Raw genomic sequence first — 13,450 nt, 5'->3', positions numbered from 1 at the left:
CATTCAGTCGGCGCCAAGCTGCAGGCGGTTGGGCAGGCGCTTCTCGATGGCGAACTTCAGCAAGGCGGCCGAGCGGAAGATGCCGTGCGCGAACTTGCCGTAGGGCAGGGTGAGAAAGAGCGCCATCACCACGCCCAGGTGCACCGCCAGCAGCAATGCCATGAAGGGCGTGTCGCGCCACGCCAGCAGCGCAAGGCCGGTGAGGCTGGTGAGCAGCAGCAGGGCGATGAAGCCGCGGTCCATGGGGCGCTGCGCCACGTCGCCGTGCGCCGGGTCGCGCCGCAAGTTGAGGCACAGCAGTCCGACCGGGCCCACCACCAGGCCGATGCCGCCCGCGGTGCCCAGCAGCACCGGCAGGCTGGTGAGCGCATAGGGCGCATGCAGGCTGAACAGGTAGTGGTACAGCGTGGCCACGCAGGTCGACGCGAAGCACAGCATGAAGCCGTAGAAGGTGAAGTGGTGGAAGCGCCGGCGCCACAGGGTGAAGCGGTCGTCTTCGTTGTTGCAGCCTTCGCCATGTCCGCCGCCCAGGTACTTCAGGCGCAGTGCATCTTGCGCGGCCTCGGCGCTGGCCGCGCCGCGTACGCCGGTCACCTCGGCAGGCACGTTGTCACGCGACGGCGATACCTCGCGCCAGAAGCGCCGCACGCCCATGGCCAGCGCGAACATCACGAAGAGAAACACCGCGCCGAACACCAGCGCGAGAAAGTTGTGCGGAAAGATCGCGTAGAAATTGCCCGCGAGCGGCTCGTGCAGCAGCGAGCCCGAGATCGCCACTGCCAGCACCAGGAAGAGCGCGAGCCCGCCGGCCAGAGCGAGCGCAACCGTGAGGCCCGCGCGCTGGTAGAGCGCACCCATTGCAGGCGGCCAGGCGTAGTCGTGATACGTCTGCATGCGCACCTGCGCCATCGCCTGCGGCACGTTCACCGCGAACTCGTGCGGCGGCGCGTACTGGCAGGCGTGCAGGCAGGCGCCGCAGTTGTGGCACAGGTTGGCGAGGTAGTGCGTGTCGGCCTTGCCGAATTCGAGCCGGCGCGTCATGGCCGGGAACACGGCGCAGAAGCCTTCGCAGTAGCGGCAGGCGTTGCAGATCTGCAGGATGCGGGCGACTTCGCCTTCGCTCGCTGTCAACGGAAGGGCGGGCTGTATCGGGATCACGCGAGACGTGGCACCGCCACCGATGCCGTCGGCATCCGCACGGGCGCGTGCGACGAGATCAGTGAGCTGCTGCAAGGGCGGTCTCCGGGGATTTCTTCGAAAGGTTCTTTGCCGCGTTCGCGGCCTGCGTGCCGGCAATGCGCCCGAAGGCCGTGCCGATGCTCATGCCGACGCCCGCCGTGTAGCCCTTGCCGAGCACGTTGCCGGCCATCATTTCGCCGGCCACGAACAGGTTGGGGCTGGCCCGGCCGCCGAAGCGCACGGCCGCTGTTTCGTCAACCTTCAGGCCCAGGTAGGTGAAGGTGATGCCGGGGCGTACGGGGTAGGAGTAGAAGGGCGCTGTGTCGATGGGGCGCGCCCAGTGCGTCTTGGCTGGCGCCAGACCCTCGGTGTGGCAGTCGTCGAGGGCAGTGTGGTCGAAGCGGCCTACGCGGCAGGCGGCGTTGTAGTCCTCCACCGTGCGCACGAAGGTGGCTTCGTCGAGGCCGATCTTGCGTGCCAGTTCGCCGAGCGTGTTCGCCTGCGTGCCGGGGAACACCGGCGGCATGAAGCGTCCGACCGCTTTCTGGTCGATGACCGACCAGGCAATCTGCCCCGGCTGCTGCGCGACGAGCCGGCCCCAGATCGCGTATCGCTTGGGCCAGAAATCTTCGCCCTCGTCGTAGAAGCGCTTCGCCTCGCGGTTGACGACCACGCCGAGCGACACGCAGTCGATGCGTGTGCAGATGCCGCCGTCGTACAGCGGCGCGCGCGCGTCGATGGCCACCATGTGGCCCTGCGACGGATCGCCGATGCTGTCGGCGCCCGCCGCGATCATGTGCTTCAGCAGCACGCCCTGGTTGAAGCGCGTACCGCGGATCAGGAAGTTGTCGGCCGGCCATTCGCCGCGCTCGTTCTGGCCCCAGGCTTCGCGCAGCCATTCGCGGTTCGACTCGAAGCCGCCTGCGGCCAGCACGCAGCTTTTCGCTTCGATGCGCTCGCCGGCCTCGGTGCGCGCGGCCACGAAGCGGTCGCCGTCGAGCTCGACCGATGCCACGGGCGTGTCGTAGCGGATCTGCACGCCCAGCCGTTCGGCGCTGCGGAAATAGGCGTTCACCAGCGCCTTGCCGCCACCCATGAAGAAGGCGTTGGTGCGCGCCACATGCAGCGCGCCCGACAGCGGCGGCTGAAAGTGCACGCCGTGGCTGCGCATCCAGTCGCGGCAGTTCGACGAGGCGCGAATCACCAGGCGCGCCAGGTGTTCGTCGGTGAGGCCGCCGGTCACCTTCAGCAGGTCTTGCCAGTATTCCTCTTCAGGGTAGGCCTCGATCAGCACGTCCTGCGGGGCGTCGTGCATGCAGCGCAGGTTGCGCGTGTGCTGCGAGTTGCCGCCGCGCCATGCCTTGGGCGAGGCTTCGAGCAGCAGCACCGAGGCGCCGGCCTCGCGTGCCATCAGGGCGGCGCACAGCGCGGCATTGCCGCCACCGACAACCAGAACATCTATCACTCGTGGGTCTCCTTGGAATACGGGAGACTCTAGGCACGCCGGCCTTCAGGCGAAAGACCGATCCGGGCAACGGGTGTTCAGTTTTCGAGAAGACTTGCTCCTGTCCAACTGCCATCGCGCACCAGGGCGCGCGCCGTGTCGGCCATCACCACGCGGGTCGCCAGCGCGGCGGGAGAGAGCTCGTCGTCCGACAGGCTCACGAGCAGGTTGCGGCGGCCCACGTGCGCGTCGGCGATCTGCGTGAGCTGCAGGTCATCGCGGTCGTGCCGTGCGGTAGCGGCGCCGGGCTGGATGGTGGCGCCGTGTCCCGCGCGCACCGCATCCATCAGCAGCGCGAGGCCGTCGACCTCGGCCACGATGCGCGGCGCAATGCGTGCCCGGGCGAAGGCCGCCATCAGCGTGGCGCGCAGGCCATGGCTGCCGCTGGGCAGTATCAGCGGCAGTTCGGCCAGTTGCGACAGGCGCACGCGGGCGCCGGTGGGGCGCTGCGGCAGCGTGGGGGATGCAATGACGAAGAGCTTCTCGGCCAGCAGCGGGGTCACGCTCCAGCGCCGCGGCGTGTCGGTCTGGAACAGCACGGCCAGGTCGAGCTGCCGCGCCTGCAGCATGGTCGTGAGGTGACCGGACAGTGCTTCGACCATGTGCAGCCGCACTTCGGGGTAGCGCTCGCGCATGGCGCGCATCAGCGGCACGCCGAGCACCGTGGCGGTGGTGGGTGCCAGGCCCACGCTCACGTGGCCCGAGAGCCGCGCCTGTTGCGCGGCGCGTACCGCGTCGTCGGCATGGCGCAGCGTGAGCTGGGCCTGGTGGAGAAAGGCCACGCCCGCATCGGTGGGCGCAACGCCGGTCGAGCTGCGCTGCAGCAGCCGGGTGGACAACTCGCTTTCGAGCCGGCTGATCTGCTGGCTCAGCGCCGAGGTGACGACGCCCAGCTCGACCGCCGCGCGGCCCATGCTGCGAAGCTCGCAGACCTTGACGAAGTAGCGCAGTTGCCGGAGTTCCATCGCCCGATCATCGCGCAGGCACGGCGGCCGGTGCGGGCCGGCGCAACAGCAGCCAGCCGAACAGCGGTGCGGTGATGTACATCACCACCGAGTAGATGGCCGCCGGCAGCGCGAGCTGGAAGCTGCCGAGCACGCTCACCGCGATGAAGATCGCGAGCGTGGAGTTGTGGATGCCGATCTCGTAGCTGATGGCGGTGGCCAGCGGCTTGTCGAGGCCCGCAGCGCGGCTCAGGTAGTAGCCCGCGAGCAGGCTCACGAGGTTGAACAGCAGCACGGGCACGCCGATCTCGGCGAAGGTGGCGGCCATGGTCTTCCACTCGTTGGCGATGGCGAGCACCGTTACCACCGCGAGCACCACGCCGCTGAAGATCTTGGTCGGCTTTTCCATGCGCGCAGCGAAGCCGGGGCTGCGCGAGGCCACGAACATGCCGATGGCCACCGGCACCAGCACGATGGCGATCACCTCCACCAGCTTGCGTGTCTGCAGCGGCACCACCTGGCCGCCCTGAGCGAAGTGCCCGATGGCCCAGTTCGCGATGAGCGGCAGCGTGACGATGGACAGCAGCGTGTTCACGGCCGTGAGCGAGATGTTCATCGCCACGTTGCCGCCGAACAGGTGCGAGAACAGGTTGGCCGAGATGCCGCCGGGCGAGGCCGCGAGCAGCATCAGCCCGACAGCGAACACGGGCGACAGCCCGAAGCCCACGATGATCGCGTAGCAAGCCAACGGCAGGCCGATGACCTGCAGCACGAGCGCGATGGTCACGGCCTTCGGGTGCTTGAAGAGGCGCCTGAAGTCGGCGAGCGAAAGCGAAAGCCCGAGCCCGAACATCACGAGCGCGAGCGCGCCGAACAGGAAGCGGGTAACGATGACGGTGGCGTCCATGGATTTGTCTCCTCGATGGTTCTTGTAGTTTTGATGCGTAAAAAAATAGCCGCCAGCACCTGTCGTGCAGGCGCTGGCAGCCGTGGAAACCGGGGTCGACGCTGTCTTATTGTTTGTAGCTGTCGTCGATGCGGTCGAGCTTGCGGATCAGCGAAGGCCAGACGAACTGGCCGCCCAGCCCGCCTGTCTGCACCTTCATCGCCTGGCCTACGCCCTCGACGATCTTCGGGTTGACTTGCGTGAGTTCGCTGCCGCCCGATTGCGCCGCAATCTGGATCTGGCAGGTGTTCTCGAAGGTGTACATCGAAAGAAAGGCGTCGGCAATGGTCTTGCCGCAGGTCAGCAGGCCGTGGTTGCGCAGCATGAGGAAGTTGGCGCTGCCCATGTCGGCCTGCAGGCGCGGCTTCTCGTCGTCGCGGAAGGCCACGCCTTCGTAGTCGTGATAGGCCAGCGAGGCCAGCACGAAGGTCGATTGCTGGCTGATGGGCAGCACGCCGTTCTTCTGCGCACTGACGGCGATGCCGGCCTTGGTGTGGGTGTGCAGCACGCACTGGATGTCTTCGCGCGCGGCATGCACCGCGCTGTGAATGACGAAGCCGGCCGGGTTCACGGGGTAGGGCGAGTCGATGATCTTGTTGCACTGCTGGTCGACCTTGACCAGGCTCGACGCGGTGATCTCGTCGAACATCAGGCCGTAGGGGTTGATCAGGAAGTGGTGCTCGGGGCCGGGAATGCGCGCGCTGATGTGCGTGAACACGAGGTCGCTCCAGCCGTAGAGCGCCACCAGGCGGTAGCAGGCGGCGAGGTCGACGCGAAGCTGCCACTCCTCGGCGGAGACGAGCTTCTGGATTTCGGGTTGGGAGAAGGCGTTCATGGTTTCCTCTTGTCGATGTCAGGCGGCCGCGGGCTCGGTCAGCGCGGCCTTGTAGATGCTCTGCTTCGGCTGCGCCATCACGCGGCGCAGCATGGGCTCGAACTCGCTGACGGGCAGCGTCTCGGCCTTGGGGTCGAAGGCGGGGTTGTCGTAGAGCGCGCAGAACTCGGCCGTGCGCTCGTAGTGCGGGTGGCCCTTGAAGTTGTCGCGCATGTCGCGGTCCAGGCCGATGTGGTGAAAGAAGTAGTGGCCCTGGAAGATGCCGTGGTTCTGCACCATCCAGTGGTTGGCTTCGCTCACGAAGGGCTTGAGGATGGCGGCGGCGATGTCGGGGTGGTTGAAGCTGCCCAGCGTGTCGCCGATGTCGTGCAGCAGCGCGCACACGACGTACTCCTCGTCGCGGCCGTCGCGCAGGGCGCGGGTGGCGGTCTGCAGCGAGTGGGTGTAGCGGTCGACCGGAAAGCCGCCGTAGTCGCCTTCGAGAATCTGCAGGTGCTTGATCACGCGCGCCGGCAGGCCGGTCGTGAACTGCATGAATTCGCCGCCGATCAGTTGCCAGTCTTCGCGCGTGCTTTCCTGCATGCTCTTGAAACTTGCGCGTGCGTTCATCGCTGGGGTCTCCGTTCTTGTGGGGTGCCGGCCACTGTATGCCTGCGCTTGACCTTGAACTGTCAAGAATTTGACAATGTGGGGTTCTGGTAAACCCCCGCCTCGCAGCGGTTCATGCCCATGGCTGCCTCCCCTAGACCGCGTCTTTCCGCTGCGCACCGCGCCGCGCTGGAGGGCAATCCGTGGTTCATGAGCATGCCGCGCGCCCAGCGCGAGGCGCTGCTGGGCGCGGCCGAACTCCACCACGTGCGGCGCGGCGCGATGGTGTTCCGCCAGGGCGATCCCATTCACGCGGCGGGCGGCGGCTTCTACGGGTTGGTGGCGGGCACCATCAAGATTTCATCGCTGCGCCAGGACGGGCGCGAGGCCATCCTCGCGGTGCTGGAGCCCGGCAACTGGTTCGGCGAGATCACGCTGATCGACGGCTCGCCGCGCACGCACGACGCCACCGCGCTGGAGGCGCTCGACCTGTTGATGGTGCCGCCCGAGGCCTTCGTGCAGCTGATGCGTGACGTGGTCTTTTCCAACGCCATTGCCGCGATGCTCGCGGCGCGCGTGCGCATGCTCTACGGGCTGGCCGAAGACGCCACGCTGCGCAGCCTGCGCGCCCGCGTGGCGCACCGGCTGCTGGTGCTGGCGCGCGGCGATGCCACGCAGTCGGTGCACCTGCGGCACGAACTGCAACTGCCGCAGGAAGCGCTGGCGATGATGCTGGGCGTGACGCGGCAGACGCTGTCGAAGGAGCTCAATGCGTTGGCGGGCGAGGGCGTGGTCGCGCTGGGCTACGGGCGCATCGAGCTGCTGTCGCTCGATGCGCTGCAGAAGCTGGTAAGCACGGGCTAGGCCCGCCTGCTGCCGTCAGCGCAAGACCCGGCCGTCGGCGGAGATGCTGATCAGGTCGATGTTGCGCACGCTGTCGCGCAGGCCCGGGCGCAAGTTGATGCGGAAGCCGCCCACGTCGTAGTCGGTCATGCCCGACATCACGCGCTGCAGGCTCGCGGTGTTGAAGCCGCGGCCGGCGCGGCGCACCGCTTCGCCAGCCGCCTTGGCGGCGATGAAGCCTTCGAGGCCTTCGTACGACGCGGTCTGGTCGGAGTTGTCCACGGCCGCGAGGTATTCCTTGACGATGGGAATGGCCGAGGGCCGCGGCGACGGCACCACCTGCGAGATCACGATGCCGCCGATGTCCTTGCCCAGCGTGGCGTAGAGCGGGTCGATGCCGACGATGGAAAAAGCCATGAAGCTGCCCGAGTAACCGCTCTTGCGCAGCGCGCGGATGGCGTTGGCCGTGGTGCCCGAGAGCGACACCAGCACGATGGCCTGGGGCGATTGCTGCTGCACCGTCTTCAGGGCTGCATCGAGCTTGTTGCCGGTGGGCGGCACCAGCGCGCTCGCGACCAGCGGCGTGAGCCTGAGCTCGGTGATGGCCTGCTCGACGGCCGCCATGCCGGCGCGGCCCATGGCGTCGTCGTCGCCCACCAGCGCGATGCGGGTCTGCCCCACGGTGGCGCACTGCTTCACGATCTTCAGGGCCTCGTCGATCATGCCGGGCCGCACATGGAACACGTTGGGGTGTTCGGCGCCGCGCAGCGTGTCGGAGGCCGCGAAGGGCGCGAACAGCAGGCTGCCCTGCTGCGTGGCGACGTTGGCGCCGGCTTCGCTGCTGGCCGTGCCGACAAAGCCGAAGAGCATGTCGGCCTTGTTGGTGGTGAGCAGGGTGCGCGCGTTGGCGGCTGCGCGGGCTGCGTCGTAGCCGTCGTCGAGCTGAAGCAGCTTCAGCTGCAGGCCGGTGGCGGCGTTCTTGTCGTTGAAGTCGCTCACCGCGAGGCGGCTGCCGGCGGCGAAGGCGGTGCCTATTTCGTAGGCACTGCCGGTGAGAGGCACCGATTGCCCGAGCAGCACGACACGCGGTGCGCCGCCGGCCGCGCGCGTGGACTGGGCCATGACGGGGTGGACGATGCCGCTTCCCAGCGCCAGTGCGCCCCACGCCGCCTTGCTCAACCATTCCCTGCGAGATGGGTTCATTGGACACCTTCTTTCACATTAGTAAAAAAGTGTAGCAATAACGGGGCCAGGGGGGAAGTCGGGTGCCGGGGCGGAATTCCCTGATGAGAGGGCCCGGGAAGGGCCGAGGCCGTTCAGGCGGCGCGTTCGAACACCAGGTCCCACACCCCATGCCCCAGCTTGATGCCGCGGTTCTCGAACTTGGTGAGCGGGCGGTATTCGGGCTTGGGCGCGTAGCCCTCGGCGGTGTTGCGCAGCAGCGGCTCGGCCGCGAGCACTTCGAGCATCTGCTCGGCGTAGGGCTGCCAGTCGGTGGCGCAGTGGATGTAACCGCCGGGGCGCAGGTGCTGCGCGAGCTTGGTCACGAACTCGGGCTGGATCAGGCGGCGCTTGTTGTGGCGCTTCTTGTGCCACGGGTCGGGAAAGAACACATGCACGCCGGCCAGCGTGCCGGGCTGCAGCATGTGGTCGAGCACGTCGACCGCGTCGTGCGCGCAGATGCGGATGTTCGACAGCGACTGCTCGCCGATGCGCTTGAGCAGTGCGCCCACGCCGGGCTCGTGCACTTCGCAGCAGAAGAAATTGGTTTCGGGCAGCACGGTCGCGATGTGCGCCGTGGCCTCGCCCATGCCGAAGCCGATTTCCAGCACGGTCGGGCCGGCGCGGCCGCCGAAGGCCGCAGTCAGGTCGAGCGGTTCGGGCTTGTAGGGCACGAGAAACAGCGGGCCCAGTTCGGAGAAGGCGCGTGCCTGGCCTTCGGTGGTGCGGCCGGCGCGCTTGACGAAGCTCTTGAGGCGGCGGTGCAGCGGGTGCGGCTTGGCCGCTTCTTCTTCGTCGCTGGCGTCTGGAGTGGGCGCATCTTCGCTGCGCGGGATGTCGTTGGGCACGGTGTCGGGAAAGTTCATGGAGGCCGCGAATTGTAGAGAGCGCGCCATTCGGGCACCCAGCCGGCCAGGGCGTCCGCGCAGTTGGCGCCCGTGGTGCGCCGCAATCCGAGTACGCGCGCGGCCGCATCGAGCGCGGCCAGCGCGGCGGCGGGGGAGCCTGTGTCGATGGATGTTGCGCCGTTCTGCTTCGACAGCTTGTCGCCGTCCGCGCCGCGTACCAGCGGCGTGTGCAGGTAGCTGGGCGTGGGCAAGCCCAGCGCGCGCTGCAGCAGGATCTGGCGCGCGGTGTTGTCGGCGAGGTCTTCGCCGCGGACCACGTCGGTCACGCCCTGTTCGGCATCGTCGACCACCACGGCGAGCTGGTAGGCCCAGGGGCCGTCGGCGCGGCGCAGCACGAAGTCGCCGACCTCACGGCTCACGTTCTGGCACTGGCGGCCGAGGCGGCGGTCGGTCCAGCAGAGTTCGCTGCCCGTGCCGGAATCGGCCGTTTCATCCCAGGGCACGCCCGGCGTGGGCGGCCGGTCGGCCTCGAATTTTTCGGTGGCGAAGCGCCAGGCCCGCGCGGGCTTGCCGTGCAGCCCGTCGCGGCAGGTGCCGGGGTAGACGCGCTCGCCGTGGCGCTCGTGCCGCTGGCCGAGTCGCGCGAGGGCTTCGTTGATGTCCTTGCGCGAACAGCCGCAGGGGTAGGCGAGGCCGCGCGCCTGCAGCCGCGCCAGCGCGGCTTCGTAGCGCGCGGTGCGCTGCGTCTGCCACACCGGAGCTTCGTCGGGCAGCAGGCCGCAGTCGGCCAGTTGCTGGAGGATGTGCTCGCCCATGCCGGGCAGGCAGCGCTCGGTGTCGGCGTCTTCGATGCGGATCAGCCAGCGCGCCTGCGGACCGCGGGCGCGCACGTCGAGCCAGCTCGCGAGCGCGGCCACCAGCGAGCCCGCATGCAACGGGCCGGTGGGCGAGGGCGCGAAGCGGCCGGTCTCCCTCATCTCCCGATCAGATGACGTCGAGCGCGAGCGACAGGCCCGAGAGGAAAGCGTCTTCGACGCGGTGGCCGGTGCACCAGTCGCCGGCCACGCCGATGCGGGCCTTGCTGTCCCAGAGGTGCGTCGTGCCCACGGGCACCTGCGTCTGCGCTTCGTTCCAGCACAGGGCCTGGGCGTGCGCGGGCGTGGCATGGATGCCGGTGATCTCGGCGAAGGCGCGCAGCAGCTTGGCTTCAACGCGCGCGGGCGTGTCGCGCAGGTGCTCTTGCGACCACGTGGCGCTGGCCTGCAGCGTCCAGCGCTCGATGGGCTCGCGGCCGGGCTTGGACGATTCGCGCGCCAGCCACGCCACGCGGTGGTGGGTGCTGCGGGCTGCATTCCATTGCGGGCCAAGGTGCGACATGGTGGGCTGGTTGGCCTGGGGGTAGGCGACCATCAGCGTCCAGCAGGGGGCGATGCGCACGGGTTCGATCTTGCGGCTGAGCGTGGCCGAGAGCTTGCCGTCGCCCAGCAGTGCACGGGTGCGTGCGGGCGGCACGGCGAGCAGCACGGCGTCGAAGCCGGAATACACGTGTTGCGAATCGTCGGCGCCCGCGGTGCGCAGTTGCCAGCGCTTCGCATCGAGCGCATCGGGCTCGATCTGCGTGACCTGCGTGCCGGTAATGAGGCTGTCGCCCAGCGGCTTGGCCCAGTGGGCGGCCAGCGCGTCCATGCCGGGCTGCGCCACCCAGTGGGGCTCGAGCGAGGGCAGGGCCGCCTCGGCCACGCGGCCATGGGCGTCGAGCACGCGCACGAGGTTGGCGCTCCAGCGCTTGCACAGGCCGGGCGTGCTTTCGAGCGCCAGCGCAAAGCGCGGGTCGCGCACGGTGAAGTACTGCGCGCCGCTGTCGAAGCGGCCGAAGGCGGTGTCGATGCTCGCCATGCGCCCGCCGGCCGCGGCCTCGCGTTCGAACAGCGTGACCTTGTGGCCGGCCTGCACCAGCGTTCGTGCACAAGCCACCCCGGCGATGCCGGCGCCGATGACGGCGAAATTGCGCGGCACGCGCGGGGTGGCTGGGGTTCGGTGACGGTCGGCGGCCTTGGCCGGCTTCTTTGCAGTTGCGCGAGTGCTCATGACGAACTCTTTTCTTCTGGATGGAATGCGGTTGGATGTGTCTGCACTCTACATCGGTCCGAGAGCCGCTTCGCCTGAGGACACACCCTTAGCGGCGCTGCGCGAATCCTCGGCAATACTCGTCAACCCCTCATCGACCCCGATGCCGCTCGAGCAGCGCACGCCGCGTGCCTTCATGCTCGAACTGCGCCAGCCACCATTCGAGCGCCCGCCCCGGCTTGCCCGCGCTGCGCACGCGCCATGCGCAATGCATCGTTCCCATTGGCGGCATGCGCTCGGTCTTCAGCTCGACCAGATGCCCGGCCTCGATGTACGGCCGCGCCATCGGCTCAGGCAGAAAGCCGCCACCCAGCCCGTGCAATTGCGCCGCGATCTTGGCCTGCATGCTCGGCACGGTGAGCACGTCCTGCCCGCCCATGAGGTTCACCGTCATGCTCGGCCCGTGCCGCGCCGAATCGGCCGCGGCCACCGCGCGGTGCTGCCGCATCACCGCGTCGCTCAGCGGCTGGGCCAGGCGCGCCAGCGGATGGTGCGGCGCTACCGCATAGACGAAGCGCAGCTCGCCGATCGGCCGGGTACGGATGCCCGTGGCGGTGAGTGCCAGGCTCGCGGCATCGAGCACCGCGCCGATGGCCAGGTCGGCCTCGCCGCTGGTCAGCGCCTCGATGGTGCCCAGTAGCGTTTCGTCGCGCAGCTTGAGCCGCGTGGGCGGCTCCAGCGCGAAGAAGGCTGTGGCGAGGTCGAGCAGCGGGTCGCGCGCGATCACGCTGTCGACCGCGATGGTCAGCATCGGCTCCCAGCCGGTGGCCACGCGCTTCACGCGGTTGGCCACTGCGTCGATTTCGTTGAGCAGCCGGTCGGCCTCGCGCAGCAGCTCGGCGCCGGCCTCGGTCACCTTGGCCTGGCGGGCGCTGCGGTCGAACAGCAGCACGTCGAGCGCGTCCTCGATCTGGCGCACCCGGTAGCTCAGCGCGCTGGGCACGAGGTCGAGGGCGCGGGCGGCGGCGGCAAAGCTGCCGGTGCTGGCCACGGTCTGGAGCATGGAGAGGGCGTCGGGGGTCAGCACGTCACGGGGGCTGGGCATGGTGGCTCCATTGATCAAATTATTTGAATGGTGCCATCAAACTGCGGCGTCTTTCCGAATGGGGTGCGGACCTAAAGTTCTTTACATCCGCTGCGCATCCGGCGCGGCATACGAAAAAGGCCCGCACACCCCCACAGGGCAGGGCCGAAGGAGTTCGACGATGTTGCAAGTCCGTAAATCACAGGAACGCGGTTATGCCGACCATGGCTGGCTGCGCTCGTTCCACAGCTTTTCTTTCGCCAACTATTACGACCCGGAGCACATGGGCTTCGGCAACCTGCGGGTGATCAACGAAGACCGTGTGGCGGCGGGCGCCGGTTTCGGCACCCACGGCCACAAGGACATGGAGATCATCAGCTACGTGCTTTCGGGCGAGCTGGCGCACAAGGACAGCATGGGCAACGTGGAAAGCATTCCGCCCGGCGACGTGCAGCGCATGAGCGCGGGCCGCGGTGTGATGCACAGCGAGTTCAACCACAAGGCCGACGAGACCACGCACTTCCTGCAGATCTGGATCCAGCCGAACGTGCGCGGCATCGAGCCCGGCTACGAGCAGAAGAAGTTCAGCGACGCCGAGAAGCGCGGCAAGCTGCGCCTCGTGGCCTCGCCCGACGGCACCGATGGCTCGGTGACGGTGCATGCCGATGCGCGCCTGTTTGCCGGCCTGCTCGATGGCGAAGAAAAAGCCAGCCTGGCTCTCGACCCGAAGCGCAAGAGCTACGTGCACCTGGTGCGCGGTGAGCTCGAAGTGAACGGCCAGAAGCTCGTGGGCGGTGACGCCGCGATGCTGGAAGGCGAATCGCAACTGACGCTGGGCGCCGGCAAGGACGCCGAAGTGCTGGTGTTCGACCTGGCCGCCTGATCCCCCTTGCCGGGCGCTTGCCGCCCGGCTTTTCTTTTTCCTTTTCCCTTTTCAATTTCAACAACCGAGGAGTTTTTCAATCATGGCAACTACAACTACCCCCAATTCGACCCAAGACCTGCAGACCCTGATCGGTCGCATCCTGATCGCCACGCTGTTCATTCCCGCCGGCTTCAGCAAGCTCATGGGCTTTTCGGGCACCGTCGGCTACATCACCAGTGCGGGCCTGCCGCTGCCGGAGATCGCAGCTGTGATCGCGATCATTGTCGAACTCGGCTTGGGCATCGCATTGCTGGTCGGTTTCAAGACGCGCTGGGTGGCCCTCATCATGGCTATCTTCACGGTCGCGACGGCGTTGTTCTTCCACAAGTTCTGGGCCGATGCGACGCAGAACATCCAGTTCTTCAAGAACATGGCCATTGCTGGCGGTCTGCTGTCGTTTGCTGCCTTCGGTGCCGGCCGCTTCAGCATCGACAAGCGCTGATCGCAACACCTCACCCACTCAGGA

General features: G+C 68.0%; 14 protein-coding genes. 3 read left to right on the top strand and 11 right to left on the bottom strand.

The genetic code is table 11. From position 1 onward, the window contains the following. Positions 1 to 3: 3 nt before the first annotated feature. From tcuB to ACN9MV_RS18995, 6 genes are all read right to left on the bottom strand, one after another. Positions 4 to 1,233, bottom strand: a complete 1,230-nt coding sequence (tcuB, locus tag ACN9MV_RS19020; protein ID WP_426388968.1) for a tricarballylate utilization 4Fe-4S protein TcuB — start codon at positions 1,231 to 1,233, stop codon at positions 4 to 6. Next, positions 1,217 to 2,644 (bottom strand): FAD-dependent tricarballylate dehydrogenase TcuA, encoded by a 1,428-nt coding sequence (gene tcuA, locus ACN9MV_RS19015; protein ID WP_426388967.1) that lies wholly within the window; start codon positions 2,642 to 2,644, stop codon positions 1,217 to 1,219. Before tcuA ends, tcuB begins: the two co-directional genes overlap by 17 nt. A 77-nt stretch (positions 2,645 to 2,721) precedes the next feature. Then, positions 2,722 to 3,648: a LysR family transcriptional regulator gene (locus ACN9MV_RS19010; protein ID WP_093055887.1), complete on the bottom strand. Its 927-nt coding sequence runs from the start codon at positions 3,646 to 3,648 to the stop codon at positions 2,722 to 2,724. Between the two features lie 7 nt (positions 3,649 to 3,655). Beyond that, on the bottom strand, positions 3,656 to 4,534 hold the full coding sequence (locus ACN9MV_RS19005; RefSeq protein WP_093073620.1) for a bile acid:sodium symporter family protein: 879 nt from the start codon (positions 4,532 to 4,534) through the stop codon (positions 3,656 to 3,658). A 106-nt stretch (positions 4,535 to 4,640) separates the two neighbouring features. After that, complete coding sequence (locus ACN9MV_RS19000) at positions 4,641 to 5,408, bottom strand: class II aldolase/adducin family protein (protein WP_093055891.1); 768 nt, start codon at positions 5,406 to 5,408, stop codon at positions 4,641 to 4,643. Between the two features lie 18 nt (positions 5,409 to 5,426). Further along, complete coding sequence (locus ACN9MV_RS18995; RefSeq protein WP_307615639.1) at positions 5,427 to 6,017, bottom strand: HD domain-containing protein; 591 nt, start codon at positions 6,015 to 6,017, stop codon at positions 5,427 to 5,429. Between the two features lie 120 nt (positions 6,018 to 6,137). Here ACN9MV_RS18995 and ACN9MV_RS18990 point away from each other — a divergent pair, with 120 nt between their 5' ends. Beyond that, positions 6,138 to 6,860, top strand: a complete 723-nt coding sequence (locus ACN9MV_RS18990) for a Crp/Fnr family transcriptional regulator (RefSeq protein WP_097198991.1) — start codon at positions 6,138 to 6,140, stop codon at positions 6,858 to 6,860. Positions 6,861 to 6,875: 15 nt separating this feature from the next. On the opposite strand, the gene ACN9MV_RS18985 is transcribed toward ACN9MV_RS18990, so the two are convergent. The 5 genes from ACN9MV_RS18985 to ACN9MV_RS18965 form a co-directional block, all read right to left on the bottom strand. Beyond that, positions 6,876 to 8,042, bottom strand: coding sequence for an ABC transporter substrate-binding protein (locus tag ACN9MV_RS18985; protein WP_426388965.1), 1,167 nt, complete (start codon positions 8,040 to 8,042; stop codon positions 6,876 to 6,878). Between the two features lie 113 nt (positions 8,043 to 8,155). After that, the gene (gene trmB, locus ACN9MV_RS18980) at positions 8,156 to 8,926 is read right to left on the bottom strand and encodes a tRNA (guanosine(46)-N7)-methyltransferase TrmB (protein WP_093073625.1); all 771 of its coding nucleotides are present in this window, start codon (positions 8,924 to 8,926) and stop codon (positions 8,156 to 8,158) included. Further along, complete coding sequence (gene gluQRS, locus ACN9MV_RS18975) at positions 8,923 to 9,885, bottom strand: tRNA glutamyl-Q(34) synthetase GluQRS (RefSeq protein ID WP_426388964.1); 963 nt, start codon at positions 9,883 to 9,885, stop codon at positions 8,923 to 8,925. Before gluQRS ends, trmB begins: the two co-directional genes overlap by 4 nt. Positions 9,886 to 9,892: 7 nt before the next feature. Then, positions 9,893 to 10,996, bottom strand: coding sequence for an NAD(P)/FAD-dependent oxidoreductase (locus ACN9MV_RS18970; protein ID WP_426388963.1), 1,104 nt, complete (start codon positions 10,994 to 10,996; stop codon positions 9,893 to 9,895). Between the two features lie 130 nt (positions 10,997 to 11,126). Further along, on the bottom strand, positions 11,127 to 12,080 hold the full coding sequence (locus ACN9MV_RS18965; RefSeq protein ID WP_093176006.1) for a LysR family transcriptional regulator: 954 nt from the start codon (positions 12,078 to 12,080) through the stop codon (positions 11,127 to 11,129). A 160-nt stretch (positions 12,081 to 12,240) separates the two neighbouring features. Between ACN9MV_RS18965 and ACN9MV_RS18960 the strand changes: the two genes are divergently transcribed. Then, a complete protein-coding gene (locus ACN9MV_RS18960; protein WP_093055906.1) occupies positions 12,241 to 12,942 on the top strand; it encodes a pirin family protein in 702 nt (233 codons plus the stop codon). Positions 12,943 to 13,024: 82 nt separating this feature from the next. Further along, a complete protein-coding gene (locus tag ACN9MV_RS18955; RefSeq protein ID WP_426388962.1) occupies positions 13,025 to 13,426 on the top strand; it encodes a DoxX family protein in 402 nt (133 codons plus the stop codon). Positions 13,427 to 13,450: the final 24 nt, after the last annotated feature.

It is taken from the genome of Variovorax sp. R-27 (assembly GCF_049913215.1).
Lineage (GTDB): Bacteria > Pseudomonadota > Gammaproteobacteria > Burkholderiales > Burkholderiaceae_C > Variovorax.
This window is presented reverse-complemented; position numbering and strand designations above follow the sequence as displayed.

Excerpts from the sequence above, each read along its gene's own strand:
- ACN9MV_RS19010 (WP_093055887.1), bottom strand. The coding sequence starts at position 3,648 with ATGGAACTCCGGCAACTGCGCTACTTCGTCAAGGTCTGCGAGCTTCGC.
- ACN9MV_RS19005 (WP_093073620.1), bottom strand. The coding sequence starts at position 4,534 with ATGGACGCCACCGTCATCGTTACCCGCTTCCTGTTCGGCGCGCTCGCG.
- ACN9MV_RS19000 (WP_093055891.1), bottom strand. The coding sequence starts at position 5,408 with ATGAACGCCTTCTCCCAACCCGAAATCCAGAAGCTCGTCTCCGCCGAG.
- ACN9MV_RS18995 (WP_307615639.1), bottom strand. The coding sequence starts at position 6,017 with ATGAACGCACGCGCAAGTTTCAAGAGCATGCAGGAAAGCACGCGCGAA.
- ACN9MV_RS18990 (WP_097198991.1), top strand. The coding sequence starts at position 6,138 with ATGGCTGCCTCCCCTAGACCGCGTCTTTCCGCTGCGCACCGCGCCGCG.
- ACN9MV_RS18985 (WP_426388965.1), bottom strand. The coding sequence starts at position 8,042 with ATGAACCCATCTCGCAGGGAATGGTTGAGCAAGGCGGCGTGGGGCGCA.
- trmB (WP_093073625.1), bottom strand. The coding sequence starts at position 8,926 with ATGAACTTTCCCGACACCGTGCCCAACGACATCCCGCGCAGCGAAGAT.
- gluQRS (WP_426388964.1), bottom strand. The coding sequence starts at position 9,885 with ATGAGGGAGACCGGCCGCTTCGCGCCCTCGCCCACCGGCCCGTTGCAT.
- ACN9MV_RS18970 (WP_426388963.1), bottom strand. The coding sequence starts at position 10,996 with ATGAGCACTCGCGCAACTGCAAAGAAGCCGGCCAAGGCCGCCGACCGT.
- ACN9MV_RS18965 (WP_093176006.1), bottom strand. The coding sequence starts at position 12,080 with ATGCCCAGCCCCCGTGACGTGCTGACCCCCGACGCCCTCTCCATGCTC.
- ACN9MV_RS18960 (WP_093055906.1), top strand. The coding sequence starts at position 12,241 with ATGTTGCAAGTCCGTAAATCACAGGAACGCGGTTATGCCGACCATGGC.
- ACN9MV_RS18955 (WP_426388962.1), top strand. The coding sequence starts at position 13,025 with ATGGCAACTACAACTACCCCCAATTCGACCCAAGACCTGCAGACCCTG.